General features: G+C 69.3%; 12 protein-coding genes and 1 pseudogene. 11 read left to right on the top strand and 2 right to left on the bottom strand.

What is annotated here, in order from left to right; all coding sequences use genetic code 11:
• Positions 1-76: 76 nt before the first annotated feature.
• The 6 genes from CLV29_RS10955 (at position 77) to fbaA (ending at position 5,820) form a co-directional block, all read left to right on the top strand.
• On the top strand, positions 77-1,291 hold the full coding sequence (locus tag CLV29_RS10955) for a hypothetical protein (RefSeq protein ID WP_133754888.1): 1,215 nt from the start codon (positions 77-79) through the stop codon (positions 1,289-1,291).
• A 2-nt stretch (positions 1,292-1,293) separates the two neighbouring features.
• A complete protein-coding gene (locus CLV29_RS10950; protein ID WP_133754887.1) occupies positions 1,294-2,592 on the top strand; it encodes a hypothetical protein in 1,299 nt (432 codons plus the stop codon).
• 59 nt (positions 2,593-2,651) lie between these two features.
• Positions 2,652-3,284, top strand: a complete 633-nt coding sequence (locus CLV29_RS10945) for a TrmH family RNA methyltransferase (RefSeq protein ID WP_243831896.1) — start codon at positions 2,652-2,654, stop codon at positions 3,282-3,284.
• A 99-nt stretch (positions 3,285-3,383) separates the two neighbouring features.
• Entirely contained in the window at positions 3,384-4,163 is a 780-nt protein-coding gene (locus tag CLV29_RS10940; protein ID WP_133754885.1) for a GntR family transcriptional regulator, read from the top strand.
• 27 nt (positions 4,164-4,190) lie between these two features.
• Positions 4,191-4,727 (top strand): hypothetical protein, encoded by a 537-nt coding sequence (locus CLV29_RS10935; RefSeq protein WP_133754884.1) that lies wholly within the window; start codon positions 4,191-4,193, stop codon positions 4,725-4,727.
• A gap of 67 nt (positions 4,728-4,794) precedes the next feature.
• Positions 4,795-5,820 carry a class II fructose-bisphosphate aldolase gene (gene fbaA / locus CLV29_RS10930; protein WP_133754883.1) on the top strand — a complete coding sequence of 342 codons (1,026 nt, stop codon included), beginning with the start codon at positions 4,795-4,797 and terminating at the stop codon, positions 5,818-5,820.
• 128 nt (positions 5,821-5,948) lie between these two features.
• Here the strand turns inward: fbaA and CLV29_RS10925 are convergent, their stop codons facing one another.
• Positions 5,949-8,597, bottom strand: a complete 2,649-nt coding sequence (locus tag CLV29_RS10925) for a DEAD/DEAH box helicase family protein (protein WP_166649214.1) — start codon at positions 8,595-8,597, stop codon at positions 5,949-5,951.
• Positions 8,598-8,753: 156 nt separating this feature from the next.
• On the opposite strand from CLV29_RS10925, the gene CLV29_RS10920 reads away from it, so the two are divergent.
• The 3 genes and pseudogenes from CLV29_RS10920 (at position 8,754) to CLV29_RS10910 (ending at position 11,524) form a co-directional block, all read left to right on the top strand.
• Complete coding sequence (locus CLV29_RS10920; RefSeq protein ID WP_133754881.1) at positions 8,754-9,509, top strand: SDR family NAD(P)-dependent oxidoreductase; 756 nt, start codon at positions 8,754-8,756, stop codon at positions 9,507-9,509.
• Positions 9,506-10,297: an enoyl-CoA hydratase-related protein gene (locus CLV29_RS10915; protein WP_133754880.1), complete on the top strand. Its 792-nt coding sequence runs from the start codon at positions 9,506-9,508 to the stop codon at positions 10,295-10,297. Before CLV29_RS10920 ends, CLV29_RS10915 begins: the two co-directional genes overlap by 4 nt.
• A gap of 96 nt (positions 10,298-10,393) precedes the next feature.
• Positions 10,394-11,524: pseudogene (locus CLV29_RS10910) on the top strand (CaiB/BaiF CoA transferase family protein).
• 58 nt (positions 11,525-11,582) lie between these two features.
• Here the strand turns inward: CLV29_RS10910 and CLV29_RS10905 are convergent.
• A complete protein-coding gene (locus CLV29_RS10905) occupies positions 11,583-12,194 on the bottom strand; it encodes a TetR/AcrR family transcriptional regulator (protein ID WP_208292849.1) in 612 nt (203 codons plus the stop codon).
• A 91-nt stretch (positions 12,195-12,285) separates the two neighbouring features.
• Between CLV29_RS10905 and CLV29_RS10900 the strand changes: the two genes are divergently transcribed.
• Both CLV29_RS10900 and CLV29_RS10895 read left to right on the top strand, forming a co-directional pair.
• A complete protein-coding gene (locus CLV29_RS10900; RefSeq protein WP_133754879.1) occupies positions 12,286-12,738 on the top strand; it encodes a DUF3151 domain-containing protein in 453 nt (150 codons plus the stop codon).
• Positions 12,739-12,868: 130 nt separating this feature from the next.
• A complete protein-coding gene (locus CLV29_RS10895) occupies positions 12,869-14,152 on the top strand; it encodes an adenylosuccinate synthase (RefSeq protein WP_133754878.1) in 1,284 nt (427 codons plus the stop codon).
• The last annotated feature ends 64 nt before the right edge of the window (positions 14,153-14,216 follow it).

Below are 14,216 nucleotides of genomic sequence, written 5' to 3'. Positions count from 1 at the left end.
GAAATCGGTAGCATGCCCGAATGTGCCTGCCCGCTGCGGTCCGGCACAGGCGGTGTCCGGCAACTGAGAGGGATCGATGTCCGAGCAGCAGGATCGGCGTCGTCGACCCCTGGTGATCCTGCTCGCCGCGGCCGTCGGCCTGGTGGTGGCGGCGGTGCTGGCCGTGGTGCTGAGCCAGCCCCCGTCGGAGACCGGCATCGCCCCTTCCTCGGACCGGACCGTGCTGAACCCGGACCCGCCCGCCGGCGGTGTCGACCCCGGCGGGGAGGACGAGGGTTCCGAGGATCCCGATCCGCAGCGGCCGTCCGAGCAGACCGATCCGCCGCTCGACCCCGGCAGCGATGGGCAGGGCAGCGGCAACAACCCCAGCGGTGATGCCGGTGGCACGGACGGCGACCGCGCTCCGGGAAACAATCCCGCGCAGAGTCCCGGCAGTTCCTCGCCCAGGCCGGAGTCCGAGGACTCCGAGGATTCGGATGCGGAGTCCCCGGAGCCGAGTTCGGCGCCGGACGACGACGGCACCACACCGCCCGACGCCGATCCCACCGACGGTTCCGAACCCGAGCCGACCGAGCCGGAGCCCAGTGGGGGACCGGAGCCGACGCAGGAGCCGACCAGCAGCCCGTCACCGAGTCCGACCGACGACGGGGAGCCCGAGCCCGGTGCCGAGGAGACGCTGGACTACGGCGCATCGGTGACCACCGCCGGAGTGGACTGGACGATGCGGACCGACCAGGACGGTCTGTACGGGTTCGTCTACACCTACCGGGTGGACGACCTGGCGCTGCCGCGTACCGCGGTCCAGGAACTGGTGGTGGTCGGTGGTGAACTGCAGGACACCCCGAACGTGACCCAGGAATCCGATGGCGAGATCGTCGGCAGTGTTCCGGCCGCGGAGTTCGGTGTCGAGCGCATTCCCGAACCCGACGAGCGCGAACCGATGCAGATCACCGGCACCCGGATCGCCAATGGGGTGATCCACGTCCAGCGGTTCCCGCAGCCCGAGACGCCCGAGGGCGAGAGTTCTGGGCAGCAGGGGTCTGGGCAGGAAGGCTCTGGGCAGGAAGGCTCTGAGCAGGAAGGGGCCGAAGGCCAGAGCCCGGAGGATCTGCAGAACTCCGAGGCGCCGCAGGGTTCGCAGACCTCGCCGACGACGAGCGCCACGGCGGCCTCGACCGCCGAGGCCATCCCCTCGACTGCGGGGACCTCGTCACCGTCGATCACACCCACGCCCCCGACGCCCAGCACTCCCACCCTGCGGCCGACCACACGACCGGGCGGGACCGGTTAGTCATGGTCCACGCCAGTACGAACGGTCCGGGCACCGAGGGCGATCCCGGGGGTGAGCCACGCGAGCGCCCCCGGGTCGTCGGTGTCACCAATGGTTCCGGCACCGCCACCGACGCCGGTACGGGTACGGCCGACTCCGCAGCCAACGGTCGCCGCGGGCCGGGCGTGGTCCGTTCGGCCCTGGTGCCGATCGCGGTCTTCGTGATGGTGGTCGCCGTCGGGCTGACCGCGAACTTCGCCGTCCGGTCCCTCCTGCAACCCGAGACCGCGCCGTCCGCGCCGCCGATCACCGACCTCTCCCGACCCGCACCACCCGGCTGGCAGACGACGTTCGAGTGGTACCAGGAGATCTCGCCGACCAGTGACCTGGCCGTGGCCGACAATCGGGTGGCCACCATCAACTCCAACGGTGCGCTGGTGGTGCTGAATGCCGACAGCGGACAACTGGTCTGGGCCTCGGTGCCCAACGCCATCTCCCCGATGGCCCGGCCGCTGCTGGCCGAGGTCGACGGCCGACTGGTGGCCGGGATCCACGACCAGGACCAGGGGAAGCTGTACCTGGTCCGGCTCGACGACGTGGAGGGGGAGCAGAGCGGCCGGCTGACCGATCGGATGCTTCCCCGGGGAGCCACGGTCACCCTCACCGGCGGGTCGTTGATGGTGACCGCGGAGACCGGTGTCTGGGTGGTGGACGGTGACCTCGATCTGCAGAGTGTCGAGATCGGTGACGAGGTGCCGATGGCCGCCACCGGGCAGACCGTGGTGGCCGGACCGTGGGAGGGGCCCTGGTCGCTGAACAGCATCGCCGACGGACGGCGGGAGGTCGGACCCGAACGTCCCGACGGCGCGGACGGCGAGCCGCATCCGTCCTATTCGGCCCGGGGTGTCGTGGTGGTCTGGTGGAACGCGGCCGAGGACGACTCCGAGCGGGTGGTCAGTCTGCACGATGCCGAGTCCGGGGAACTGCTGGCCGACACCGAGATCAGCCAACAGCGACTGCGAGAGATGGTCTACCTGAGCGTGTCGGCAGACCGGACGCTGGCCAGCGCCGGACCGGTCCTGGCCGATCTGCGTACCGGGAACACCGCAGTGGAGCCGGGCTGGTCGTCGATCTCGGCGGTGACCTCGGCGGTGATGTACGGGGCGACGCCCGGTGGTGACGCCGCCTGGGATGGGCGCCGGGTCGGCCCGCTGCCACCGGACACGGCCCTGCCCTGGGGTACCTCGGAGTCCGGGCTGGCAATCGTGCTGGACCGTACCGCCGGTGGTTCGACCCTGGTCGGTGGGCTTCGGCCGGCCTGATTCGTCCGTCTCGGGCGGGCCTGCAGACGCGAGAAGCTATCGTCGGCGCGGTGAACCCTGTGGACCCCAACGATCCCTCTCTCGGCCCCGAGGTGGTGGTGGGGGTCGGCCCTCACCCGTCGCCGTGGCCGACCGGCGAACAGTTCGACCCCGAACTGCTGGCGGCCGGGGACCGGCGCAATGTCGTCGACGAGTTCCGGTACTGGCGGATGGAGGCGATCATCGCCGAACTGGATCGTCACCGTCACCCCCTGCAGATCGCGATCCAGAACTGGGAGCACGATTTCAACATCGGTTCGATCGTGCGTACCGCCAACGCGTTCAACGTCTCCGCGGTGCACATCGTCGGTCGTCGGCGCTGGAACCGCCGGGGTGCGATGGTCACCGACCGCTACCTGCAGGTGGTGCACCACGACAGTGTCGATTCGCTGGTCGGCCGGCTGGCCGCCGAGGGCTGCACCCTGGTCGGGGTGGACAACCTGCCCGGATCCGTCGCCCTGGAAGGCGTCGAACTTCCCCGCCGCTGCTGCCTGGTCTTCGGCTCCGAGGGGCCGGGGCTGACCGAGGAGATGGTGCAGGCCTGCAGCCGGTTGGTCGCGATCAGCCAATACGGTTCCACCCGGTCGATCAACGCCGGTGCCGCGGCGGCGATCGCGATGTATCACTGGGCCCTGCGCTGGGCCGGGCGGTGAACCATACCGCCCACGGATCGAGCATGGCAGTCCGCCGTCGGCTACGGCATACTGGTATCTACTGGTCTCAATCGGGGACCTGTGCAGAAGGGACCGCCGATGCCCGATCCGCTGGTGGAACACCCACCCGGAGTGGACCCAGTGGTTTCCTCGGGTACCCCAGCCCGACCCACCACCAAGCGCAGCCAGGTGAAACTGATGCTGGCCGAGCTGATCGACGGACAGCTCAGCGCCGGTGAGGCGATCCAGTCCGAGCGCAACCTGGTCCGTGAACTCGGCGTCAGCCGGGTGACGGTACGCCAGGCCATCTCCGACCTGGTCGCCGAGGGCAGGCTGGAGCGGGTGCACGGCAAGGGCACCTATGTCACCGGCCCCCGGGTCGACTCCAGGCTGCACCTCACCTCGTTCTCCCGGGAGATGCGTGCCCGCGGTCTGGAACCCGGGACCCGCGTGCTGGACGCGGGAAAGATGGCGGCACCCCCGCAGGTCGCCCACGCGTTGCGGATCGCCACCGGTGACCCGGTGGTACGGGTGGAGCGACTGCGTACCGCCGACGGCACCCCGATGGCACACGAACTCGGGTACTACCCCTGTGCCTACTTCCCCGACCTGTTGGACAAGGATCTGGGATCGCTCTACGACATCTTCGCCAGCGACTATGCCGTGATCGCCACCTCCGGTGAGCAGACCGTCCACGCCGGGGCTGCCGATTCCAACCACGCCCGGATCCTCGGGGTGCCCAAGCGAGCTCCGCTGCTGGTCCAGGACCGGGTGACCTGGTCCGGGGAGCGGGCGATCGAGTACGCCACCAGTTGGTACCGCGGCGATCGGTACCGGATCCACATGGCCGTCACCCCGCACGGCGCCCGGGAGGGATGAGCGGACCGTGCGTGGCAGGATTGGCACATGCTGACCCGACTGCAGGAGATGGTGGTCCCCTGGGATCCGGCGCCGCTCACGGCGCGCCGCGAGGCCGCCCTGCGGGCTCTGATCTGGCCGGCGATCTCGCTCACCATCACCTTGGTGCTGCTGGTGGTGATCGCCGCCTGGAATTCGGCCTCCACCGGTGGCGCCGCGCTGCCCTTCCTGGTGGTCTTCTTCAGCATTTCGGTGCTCACCGGGGCGGGGATTCTCGCCTACGGGATCCTTCGGGCCGTCCGGGCGCATCAGGAATTGTCCGAGGTCGGGCAGGGTGCTGCCCTGCAACTCGATCATCGGGGCATCTCCACCAGCCAGGGCCACGCCGACTGGGACCAGGTGCAGGCCATCGTCACCCGTCCGGGCGGTCTGCTGCACGGACCCTTGTTGGTGGTCGAGCACGAGCTGGGCCGCGACGAGTACCCGGTCGAGGGGCTGGGTGTGCTGCCCGCCGGGCTGGAATCGTCGGTCAGGATCTTCTCCCGCGGCCGGCACGGAGTGGATCTCTCGGCGATCGAGGACTGACTTCACCCTCGGTTCGGCGACCTGCAAGACTGGTGGGGTCAACGTTGCGGAGTGAAAGGTCACCCTGATGCCCATTGCCAGTCCCGAGGTCTACGCGGAGATGATCGACTCGGCGAAGAAGAACTCCTTCGCCTATCCGGCCATCAACATCACCAGCTCGCAAACCATCAATGCCGCACTGGCCGGTTTCGCCGAGGCCGGATCCGACGGCATCCTGCAGGTCTCCACCGGCGGCGCCGAGTACGGCTCCGGACCGACGATCAAGAACATGGTGACCGGGGCGGTCGCACTCGCCGAGTACGCGACCGAGGTGGCCAAGAACTACCCGATCAACATCGCACTGCACACCGACCACTGCCCCAAGGACAAGCTCGACGGGTTCGTCCGCCCGCTGATCGAGATCAGCGCCGAGCGAGTCGCCGCCGGCAAGGCGCCGCTGTTCCAGTCCCACATGTGGGACGGCTCGGCCGTACCGCTGGAGGAGAACCTGCAGATCGCCGAGGAACTGCTGGCCAAGACCTCGGCGGCGCATCAGATCCTGGAGATCGAGGTGGGTGTCGTCGGCGGTGAGGAGGACGGCGTCTCCAACGAGATCAACGACAAGCTCTACACCACCGTCGCCGACGGGCTGGCCACGGTACGGGCCCTGGGCACCGGCGAGAAGGGGCGTTACATCACCGCCCTGACCTTCGGCAATGTGCACGGGGTCTACAAGCCCGGTGCGGTGAAGCTGCGCCCGGAGGTGCTGGAGGAGATCCAGAACAAGGTCGGTGAGGAGGTCGGCAAGGAGCGCCCCTTCGACCTGGTCTTCCACGGTGGTTCGGGTTCGACCGCCGAGGAGGTCAGTGCTGCGGTCGACTTCGGTGTGATCAAGATGAACATCGACACCGACACCCAGTACGCCTTCACGCGCCCGGCCGCCGGGCACATGCTCGCCAAGTACGACGGGGTGTTGAAGATCGACGGTGAGGTCGGCAACAAGAAGGACTACGACCCGCGCGCCTGGGGCAAGCTGGCCGAGGCCGGTATGGCGACCCGGGTCGCCGAGGCCTGCCAGTGGCTGCGCAGTGCCGGTACCTCGTTGAAGGGCTGACCTGAGCCGCGGGGCCGGCCGGCCCCGGTCACGACGGCGCCCGGGTGGTGTGATCACCGCCCGGGCGTCGTCGTCTGTGCCGGTCCTCTGTGCCGGTCGTCTGTGCTGGCCCGGTCACTTGCACCCGGTCACTCCCAGGAGAGGCGAAACGCCGTGGTCAGGTCCAGTGGCGAGGTTCCCCATACCTGGTCCAGGATCGCTGCGCCTTCGGCGGTACGCGTGTCCAGCAGCTCGGACACGGCCACCCAGCGAGCCCAGGCGAGGCCGAACGCAACACGTTGCCGACTGCCCCGAAAGACCCTGGGTACGGCGTGATGGACCGCCGTCGAGGGTCGCAGCGTGCCCCACAGCGCGCGCCAGCGGTCACCGGTCGCCGGTTCGGCCAGGAACCGGGTGACCAGCCAACGGGTGGCGGTGATCGGGCCGAGCAGTTCATCCAAGGCTTCGATGAACACAGCCTGCGGGTCACCCACCGGCGATTCCGAAGTCGAGTGACCGCCGGCTCCACGGTGGTCCGGTGATCGCCATCGGACCAGCAGCGAACCGTCGGGTTCGGGTGTCGCCTCCACTCCTTCGGAGCCCGCCGGCAGCCGGCCGATCGTGGCCAGTGCGTCGGCCAGCGCACAGGCGAGACCGAACACCGTGACCGGGCGGTGCAGCTCGGCGGACCGGGACGAGGAGAGCCAGCGCAACCGCGATCCGCCGGACAGTACCGGTCCGAGGGTCGACCAGACCGCCTGCGGCACCGGTGCCTGCTCGATGGCGGCAGGTGCTGCTGTGCGTCGGGCGGTGGCCTGCGGGCGTACCAGCAGGGTGGGGACCTCCCGGTCGGTGAAGGGTGTGCCGACCTGCCAGCGCTCGCGGATCCGATCATGGTCAGCCGCGGTGCTCACCGAACGCTCATTGGTCGCCGGCCAGGTCGGCGACGGCGGTGCGGCCTGCTCGGTGAATCCCGGGTCCAGATGAGCGACCCCGTTCATGATCATCCCGGCCGGATCGACACCCCAGTACCCACGGTGTTTGCGAACGAAACGATTCCAGTCGGACTGTCCCAGCGGATGATCCTCGGCGATGCAGACCACACTCCAGGTGGTGGCGACCTTCTGCGGGTCGGCGGGATCGAGTCGTAGTGCGCGTCCACGCGATTGGACGACGGCGGTTGCCGTGGTGGCCGTGGTCAGGTCGATCACGCAGTTGACCGCGGGTGCGTCCCAACCCTCGCCCAGCAACGCGCGGGTTCCGATCAGCAGTCGGGTGCCACCTGCGGTGAGGAAGTCGGTCACCGAACGCAACCGGTCGGCCGGTGAATCCCAGCCGGTGATCGTGAACAGTGGTGTGGTCGCCTCGGTGTCGGTCGCCTCGATCCGCAATCCCAGTCGCCGCAGGCGGTCGATCAGGGCCTGTGCGGTGGCGCGGCCGGTCAACAGCATTTCCCCGGTGATCATGATCGGTGCCAAGGGGGAGGTCGCTGCATCCGCGGTCATGGCCCGGATGACCGCCACTGCCGAGCCGGCTTGCTGGTCCATCACCCGGTCGAGGTCTGCGGGCAGCGTGGCGCCGGCACTCACGAAGTCGCACAAGACCAGGCCTCGAAGGGATTCGCCGCGTATCCGATGCTCCGTGGCGGCGATCTCCACCGCCGCAGCTGCCTTCGCCGCGCTCCGTGCGAGCACCCGGTCGACCGGGCTCTGGGTACGCCGGACCGTCCTACCCACCAGTTGCAGTCCGACTGCCGGAAGGGTCCTGCGGAGCTGACTGATCAACAACGCATCATCGGCGTCACCGGAGCGGGACAGACAGTGCGCCACCCAGTCGCCCCAGACGATCGCCCAGTCCTCACCGGTGGGATCGGCGCGGTGACGCTCGGCGGGAACGATGCCGTCGGGGTGCTGGACGAATCCGCAGTGGGCCAACCGCAGCAATGCATCGGCGAGTTCGGGATCGCTGTGCCGCAGATGGTCGAAGCCGGCGGTTTGCAGCTCCCGGTGGGGCTCGGGTGACAGCCGCAGGTCCAGCCAGGTGAACAGCGGTGTCGTGCCCCGGGCCGGGTCGGCCAGGCCATTGATCAACTCGGTGAATCGGCTGCTGGTCCGGTGCAGGTAGTCCGACTCCCGGTCCGTCGGCGGGGTCAACCACGCGAGTTCGGCGAAGGGGGAGAGTTCCCCCAGTCGTACCGCCGCCGGGATCGAGGCCGTGTACAGCGGCCGCCCGAACAGGCGGTCGAGCAGGGTGGCCTCGGTGGTGGTCAGCGATTGTGGTGGGGTGGCCGTCAGCCCGAGTACCCGGGCCTCGGGAAGTGTCTGCAGGATCTCGTCCAACAACTGGCCCCAGGCCTGCAACAGGTGGTGGCATTCGTCGAGGACCAGGGTGAGCGGACCGGCCTGCTGCAGGGCGGCCAGCAACTCCGCTCCGCGGGGGTGCAGCCGATCGATGTGGCTCCTCGGTTCGGGCCCGGCTCCGTCCTCGTCGTCGAAGACCGCCAGGCTCTGGTAGGTGAGTACGGTCAACTCGGCGTCCAAGCGGCGATCCGTGCTGCCATGGCCGGGCCCCACCATCTGCTGCCAGGTGTCGAGCCACTGCTGCTGAATGGCCAGGTTGGGGCACAGGACGACCGTTCGGCGTTGCCACCTCTGGGCGGTCGACAAGCCCACCAGGGTCTTTCCCGCGCCCGGCGGCAGGACCACCCAGATCCGTTCCCGATCGGTTGCATCGACTGCCTCGAGCGTTCGCTGCTGCAGGGTACGCAACGGCCACGGTGGCGGATCCTGCGGGAGCACCGGCCCAGTCAAGCAGGCCGGCTGGCGATCGGGGTGATCGACAGGGTGGGTGGGGGTCGGTGACCGGGATCGGCTACTGTGACGCCGTTCCCACTTAGCGACCGCTAAGCACCTCGACGGCGAGGTCGGGTGCTGGGGTCCGGAAAGGCGAGAGGTATGAAACTGGACGGACGTACCGCACTGATCACCGGAGCCGCCTCCGGTCTCGGGCTGGCCACCGCCAGGCGGTTGGCAGCCGAGGGGGCCTCGGTCTACGGCCTCGACCTGGAACGGGCGGACCCGAGCGCCTTGACCGAGCTCGGCGGCACCTTCATCGCCGGCGATGTCCGCGACGAGGCGGCGGTCGCCGCGGCGGTGGACCGGGCCAATGCCGAGCAGAACCTGTCGGTGGTGGTGAACTGCGCCGGTATCGGCACCCCCGCACGGACCGTGGACCGCGACGGCAACCCGTTCCCCGGTGAACTCTTCTCCCGGGTGATCGAGATCAACCTGATCGGCAGCTTCACCGTGATCCGGCTGGCCGCAGCCGCCATCAGTGGCAACCAGCCGGTCGACGACGAGCGTGGAGTGATCATCAACACCGCTTCGGTCGCGGCCTACGACGGGCAGATCGGGCAGGCGGCCTATTCGGCCTCCAAGGGCGGCATCGTCTCCCTCACCCTGCCCGTCGCCCGAGACCTGGCCAGCCGACAGATCCGGGTGATGACGATCGCGCCCGGCCTGTTCGACACCCCGTTGCTGGCCGGGCTGCCCGAGGAGGCCAAGGCATCCCTCGGCAAGCAGGTCCCGCACCCGAGCCGGTTGGGCAAGCCCGAGGAGTACGCCGACCTGGTGGCGGCGATCGTCGCCAATCCGATGCTCAACGGCGAAGTGATCCGGCTGGACGGTGCGATCCGGATGGCGCCGAAATGAGCACCAGGGACCTGTCCACGGTCGGTCTGCGGGCCGACCGGCAGGCTGCGGTCCTGCGGCTGACGATCACCCGCCCGGAGAAGCTGAACGCGGTCACCGCGGAGCTGATCCAGTGCCTCTACGAACAGATCGCCGCCACCGATGCCCGGGTCGTCGTGATCACCGGGGAGGGCCGCGCCTTCAGTTCCGGCGCCGACCTCGAACCGGGGGCCGGTGGCCCGACCGACGGCACTTCCGGGGGCGGTGAGAACACCCTGACCGCGGCGAACCGGTTGCTGCGCGAGATCACCGGCTGCGACGCGGTGGTCATCGCTGCGATCAACGGGCCGGCGGCCGGTATCGGGTGTTCGATCGCCCTGGCCGCCGACCTTCCGGTGATGGCCGAGGAGGCGTACCTGCTGTTGCCGTTCACCAACATCGGGCTGATGCCCGACGGTGGGGTGACCGCGACCTGGGCGGCCGCAGCGGGCCGGGTGCATGCGATGCGGGCGGCCCTGTTCGGTGAGCGGATCCCGGCGGCCGAGGCGCTGCAGACGGGTCTGGTCGCGGCGACCGCGCCGGCAGCCGAACTGGGCGAGCTGGTCGACCGTTGGGCGCAGACCCTGGCCGACCGGCCCCGGGTCGCGCTCGCCCGTACCAAACAGGCGATCAACGCCTCCACCCTCGGACACCTGCCGCAGGCGCTGTCCCGGGAGGAGACCGAGCAGGAGGCCCTGCTCGCCGGCGCGGACTTCACCGAGGGGGTGCAGGCGTTCCTCGAACGTCGCCAAGCCCACTTCACCGACTGATCGCCACCGCGCCCGACGAAAGCGATCGGCGACGGTGCGGACAACTCGTTCGAGGAGGAACGTGATGGGATCGCCGCAGGATCGGCAGGTACCGGCATGAGCGGCCCGCTGGCGGGGGTACGGGTGCTCGAGCTGGCTGCGATCGGACCCGGGCCGTTCGCCGGCATGCTGCTGGCCGACCTGGGAGCCGAGGTCATCCGGGTGGACCGGCTGGACGATCTCGGTGGCGATGCGGCGCGGGCGGCCACCCACAAGATCCTGGACCGTGGCCGCCGCTCCATCGCGGTGGACCTGAAGAACCCGTCGGGTCGCGACCTGGTCCTGGATCTGGCCGAGCGTGCGGAGGTGCTGATCGAGGGGTTCCGTCCCGGGGTCACCGAGCGACTCGGGCTCGGGCCCGACGATGTCCGGTAGCGGAATCGGGCCCTGGTCTACGGCCGGATGACCGGCTGGGGACAGTCCGGTCCGCTGGCCGAGCGGGCTGGTCATGACCTCGACTACATCGCCTTGTCCGGCGCGTTGGCGCTGGTCACCGACCCCGACGGTCGGCCGCGGCCGCCGTTGAACCTGCTGGGGGACTTCGCCGGTGGTTCGCTCTACCTGGTGGCCGGGGTGCTGGCCGCGCTGCTGCACGCCCGGCAGACCGGGGAGGGCCAGGTGGTGGATGCGGCCATCGTCGACGGTGCGGCGTCGCTGACCGCCATGCACCATTCGATGGTCGCCGCTGACCCCTGCTCCTCACCGTCGACCTTCGACGGCTCCACGCCGTTCTACCGGGTGTACCGCACCGCCGACGATCGCTGGTTGGCGGTGGGGGCACTGGAACCGCAGTTCTTCGGCCAGTTGGTCCGCGGTCTCGGTGTGGCCGACCGGTCCGAGGTGGCCGAGCAGTACGACCGGCAACGCTGGCCGGCGATGCAGGAGCTGTTCGAGCAGACGATCGCCGAGCAGACCCTGGCGACCTGGGAGGAACGGTTCGCCGGTACCGATGCCTGCGTCGCCCCGGTGCGTGACGCCGCGGAAGCACCCACCGATACCCATCTGGCCGCGCGTCGGACCTACCTGCCGGCCGGGAACGGGTGGCAGCCGGCACCCGCCCCGCGGTTGTCGGCGACCCCGGGGGAACTCCCGGCACCGGCGCCGAGGATCGGTCAGCACACCGAGGAGATCGTGATCGAACTGGGCGCCGACCCGGCTGCGCTGCGGGCCCGGGGTGCGATCGGCTGAGTGGCGCACCCGGAGGGTGATCGGCGGGGTGCGCCCGGAGGGGATCGGCCGCGTGGCCTCAGTCGGGGCGCTCGGTGTAGCGCAGCATCGCCAGCGCGAGCTGGACGTAGCGCTGTGCCATCTCCTCCGGACCCACCGGTCCGTCCATCCGGTACCAGCCGGCGATTCCCTGACACATGTTGAAGATGGCCCGGGTGCATTCGTACGGCCAGCGAGTGCTGAACGTACCGTCGGCGACGCCGTCGGAGATCACCCCCCGCAGGTAGCCCTCGGCCTCGTCGCGACGGGCGATGTAGGCGGCCAGGTTCTTCGGGTCCAGGCTTCGACGCTCGGTGTCCATCGCGGCCAGCTGCGGGTAGTGGGCGAAGTACAGCACCAGCGCCTCCACCACCGAGGCCAGACGGCTCTCGCTGTCCGGTGCCGAGTTCGCCAGGCCGGTACGGATGTGATGGGTGATGGTGGTCATCGCATGGTCGAGCAGCGCCACCAGCATCGCCTGCTTGTTCTCGTAGTAGTAGTACAGCGCGGGCACGGTGACCCCCAGCCGCTGGGCGAGGGTGCGTACCGAGGTGCCGTCGTAGCCGTGCCGGGCGAACTCGTCGAGCGCTCCGAGCAGGAACGGGTGGAGGTCCAGTGGTGGGAATTCGGCCCGGTCCGCCATGGCGGTCATGTACTCCTCCTGCCCACACGAGGTGGCGTCGTGCCCCAGTCGTGCGGTCCTACGTTTCCGGTGGCCCGTCGTGCGGTGCACAATGGGGGCGATGAGCAATCCTACGGCACCCAAGAACCTGTTGTCGGGACCTTCGATCGCTGCGCCCACTCTGCTGCCGGACTCACAGTTCGTGGCCGGGCTCGCCGAAGCACCGACAAGTGAGCTGCTGGAGGAGGTCGCGGCCCACCCCGAGGTCAGTCTGGGCTGGGCACTGTTGGCCGAGGACGCCTTGGCGAAGGAGACGCTGGCCGACAACCTGAACGCCTACGCCTGCGCCCGTACCGGATATCACCGGGGGCTCGACGCACTGCGCCGCTCCGGGTGGGGCGGGGCCGGTCCGGTGCCGTGGGAGCACGAACCCAATCAGGGGTTCCTGCGGGCCTTGTGGGCACTCGCGCAGGCCGCAGCCAGGATCGGTGAGACCGACGAGGCCGAACGCTGCAGCCAGTTCCTGCGGGACTCCAGCGAGACCGCGTACCAGCAGCTGACCCACCAGCACTGAGCGCCCGGGCGGCAGCCGGGCTCGCCCGGGGACGCCGACTTGATAGGGTGAGGCGTCAACAGACCCCTTGTGGCAGCAGTTCGGGACGAACGCTCCGAGGGGTTGTTTGCTGAAGGGGGCGAACGAACAGATGCCTGGAATTGTCGTGATGGGTGCCCAGTGGGGCGATGAGGGCAAGGGCAAGGCGACCGACCAACTCGGTGACCGGGTGGACTACTGCGTCCGCTACTCCGGTGGCAACAACGCAGGTCACACCATCGTGGTGAACGGTGAGAAGTACGCCCTGCACCTGCTGCCGTCGGGCATCCTCAACCCGGGTGTGACACCGGTGATCGGCAACGGCGTGGTGATCGACCTGGATGTGCTGTACGCCGAGATGGACGGTCTGCGCGAACGGGGAGCGGAGTTCCAGCACCCGCTGATCAGCGCCAATGCGCACCTGATCACCACCTACCACCAGACCCTGGACAAGGTGACCGAGCGGTTCCTCGGCAAGGCCAAGATCGGCACCACCGGCCGTGGCGTTGGTCCGGCCTATGCCGACAAGATCAACCGGATCGGCATCCGGGTGCAGGACCTGTTCGACGAGTCGATCCTGCGGCGCAAGGTCGAGGCTGCACTGGACCAGAAGAACCACCTGCTGCTGAAGGTCTACAACCGCCGGGCGATCGAGCCCGATGAGGTGGCCGATCACCTGCTCGGCTATGCCGAGCGGTTGCGCCCGTACGTGATCGACTGCTCGCGGGTGCTGAACGATGCGCTGGACCTCGGCAAGGTCGTGCTCTTCGAGGGGGCACAGGCGCACCACCTCGATGTCGATCACGGCACCTATCCCTACGTCACCTCGTCCAACCCGACCGCGGCCGGCGCCTGCGTCGGCTCCGGTGTCGGCCCGACCCGGATCGACCGGGTGATCGGGATCGCCAAGGCCTACACCACCCGGGTCGGTGAGGGACCGATGCCGACCGAACTGCACGACGCCAGCGGTGAATGGCTGCGGCAGGCCGGTGCCGAGTTCGGCACCACCACCGGCCGGCCGCGCCGGTGCGGCTGGTTCGATGCCCTGGTGGTCGAGTCGGCGGCGAAGGCCAACGGCTTCACCGACATCTTCCTGACCAAGCTCGACACCTTGACCGGGCTGGAGAAGATCCCGGTCTGCGTCGCCTACGAGGTCGACGGCGAGCGGGTCGATGTGATGCCGATGACGCAGACCGACTTCCACCATGCCAAGCCGATCTACGAGGAACTCGACGGCTGGACCGAGGACATCACCGGGGTGCGCAACTTCGCCGACTTCCCGAAGACCACCCAGGCCTATGTGAACCGCCTGGAGGAACTGTGCGGCGCCCGGATCTCCGGGATCGGCGTCGGTCCCGGCCGGGAACAGGCCGTGATGATCAACGACCTGCTCTGAACTCCGAGCCGGTGACCGGCCGGCCCGGCTCGGCGCGGAACGGGTTCCGCGAGGCGGCTGTCGG

This window comes from Naumannella halotolerans (assembly GCF_004364645.1).
In the GTDB taxonomy this organism is placed as follows: domain Bacteria; phylum Actinomycetota; class Actinomycetes; order Propionibacteriales; family Propionibacteriaceae; genus Naumannella; species Naumannella halotolerans.
The sequence above is the reverse complement of the archived record's forward strand: the minus strand, read 5'-3'. Positions and strand labels throughout refer to the sequence as shown.

What these genes read in the sequence shown, in the direction of transcription:
- CLV29_RS10955 (WP_133754888.1), top strand. Translation starts at nt 77, where the DNA reads ATGTCCGAGCAGCAGGATCGGCGTCGTCGACCCCTGGTGATCCTGCTC.
- CLV29_RS10950 (WP_133754887.1), top strand. Translation starts at nt 1,294, where the DNA reads ATGGTCCACGCCAGTACGAACGGTCCGGGCACCGAGGGCGATCCCGGG.
- CLV29_RS10940 (WP_133754885.1), top strand. Translation starts at nt 3,384, where the DNA reads ATGCCCGATCCGCTGGTGGAACACCCACCCGGAGTGGACCCAGTGGTT.
- CLV29_RS10935 (WP_133754884.1), top strand. Translation starts at nt 4,191, where the DNA reads ATGCTGACCCGACTGCAGGAGATGGTGGTCCCCTGGGATCCGGCGCCG.
- fbaA (WP_133754883.1), top strand. Translation starts at nt 4,795, where the DNA reads ATGCCCATTGCCAGTCCCGAGGTCTACGCGGAGATGATCGACTCGGCG.
- CLV29_RS10920 (WP_133754881.1), top strand. Translation starts at nt 8,754, where the DNA reads ATGAAACTGGACGGACGTACCGCACTGATCACCGGAGCCGCCTCCGGT.
- CLV29_RS10915 (WP_133754880.1), top strand. Translation starts at nt 9,506, where the DNA reads ATGAGCACCAGGGACCTGTCCACGGTCGGTCTGCGGGCCGACCGGCAG.
- CLV29_RS10905 (WP_208292849.1), bottom strand. Translation starts at nt 12,194, where the DNA reads ATGACCGCCATGGCGGACCGGGCCGAATTCCCACCACTGGACCTCCAC.
- CLV29_RS10900 (WP_133754879.1), top strand. Translation starts at nt 12,286, where the DNA reads ATGAGCAATCCTACGGCACCCAAGAACCTGTTGTCGGGACCTTCGATC.
- CLV29_RS10895 (WP_133754878.1), top strand. Translation starts at nt 12,869, where the DNA reads ATGCCTGGAATTGTCGTGATGGGTGCCCAGTGGGGCGATGAGGGCAAG.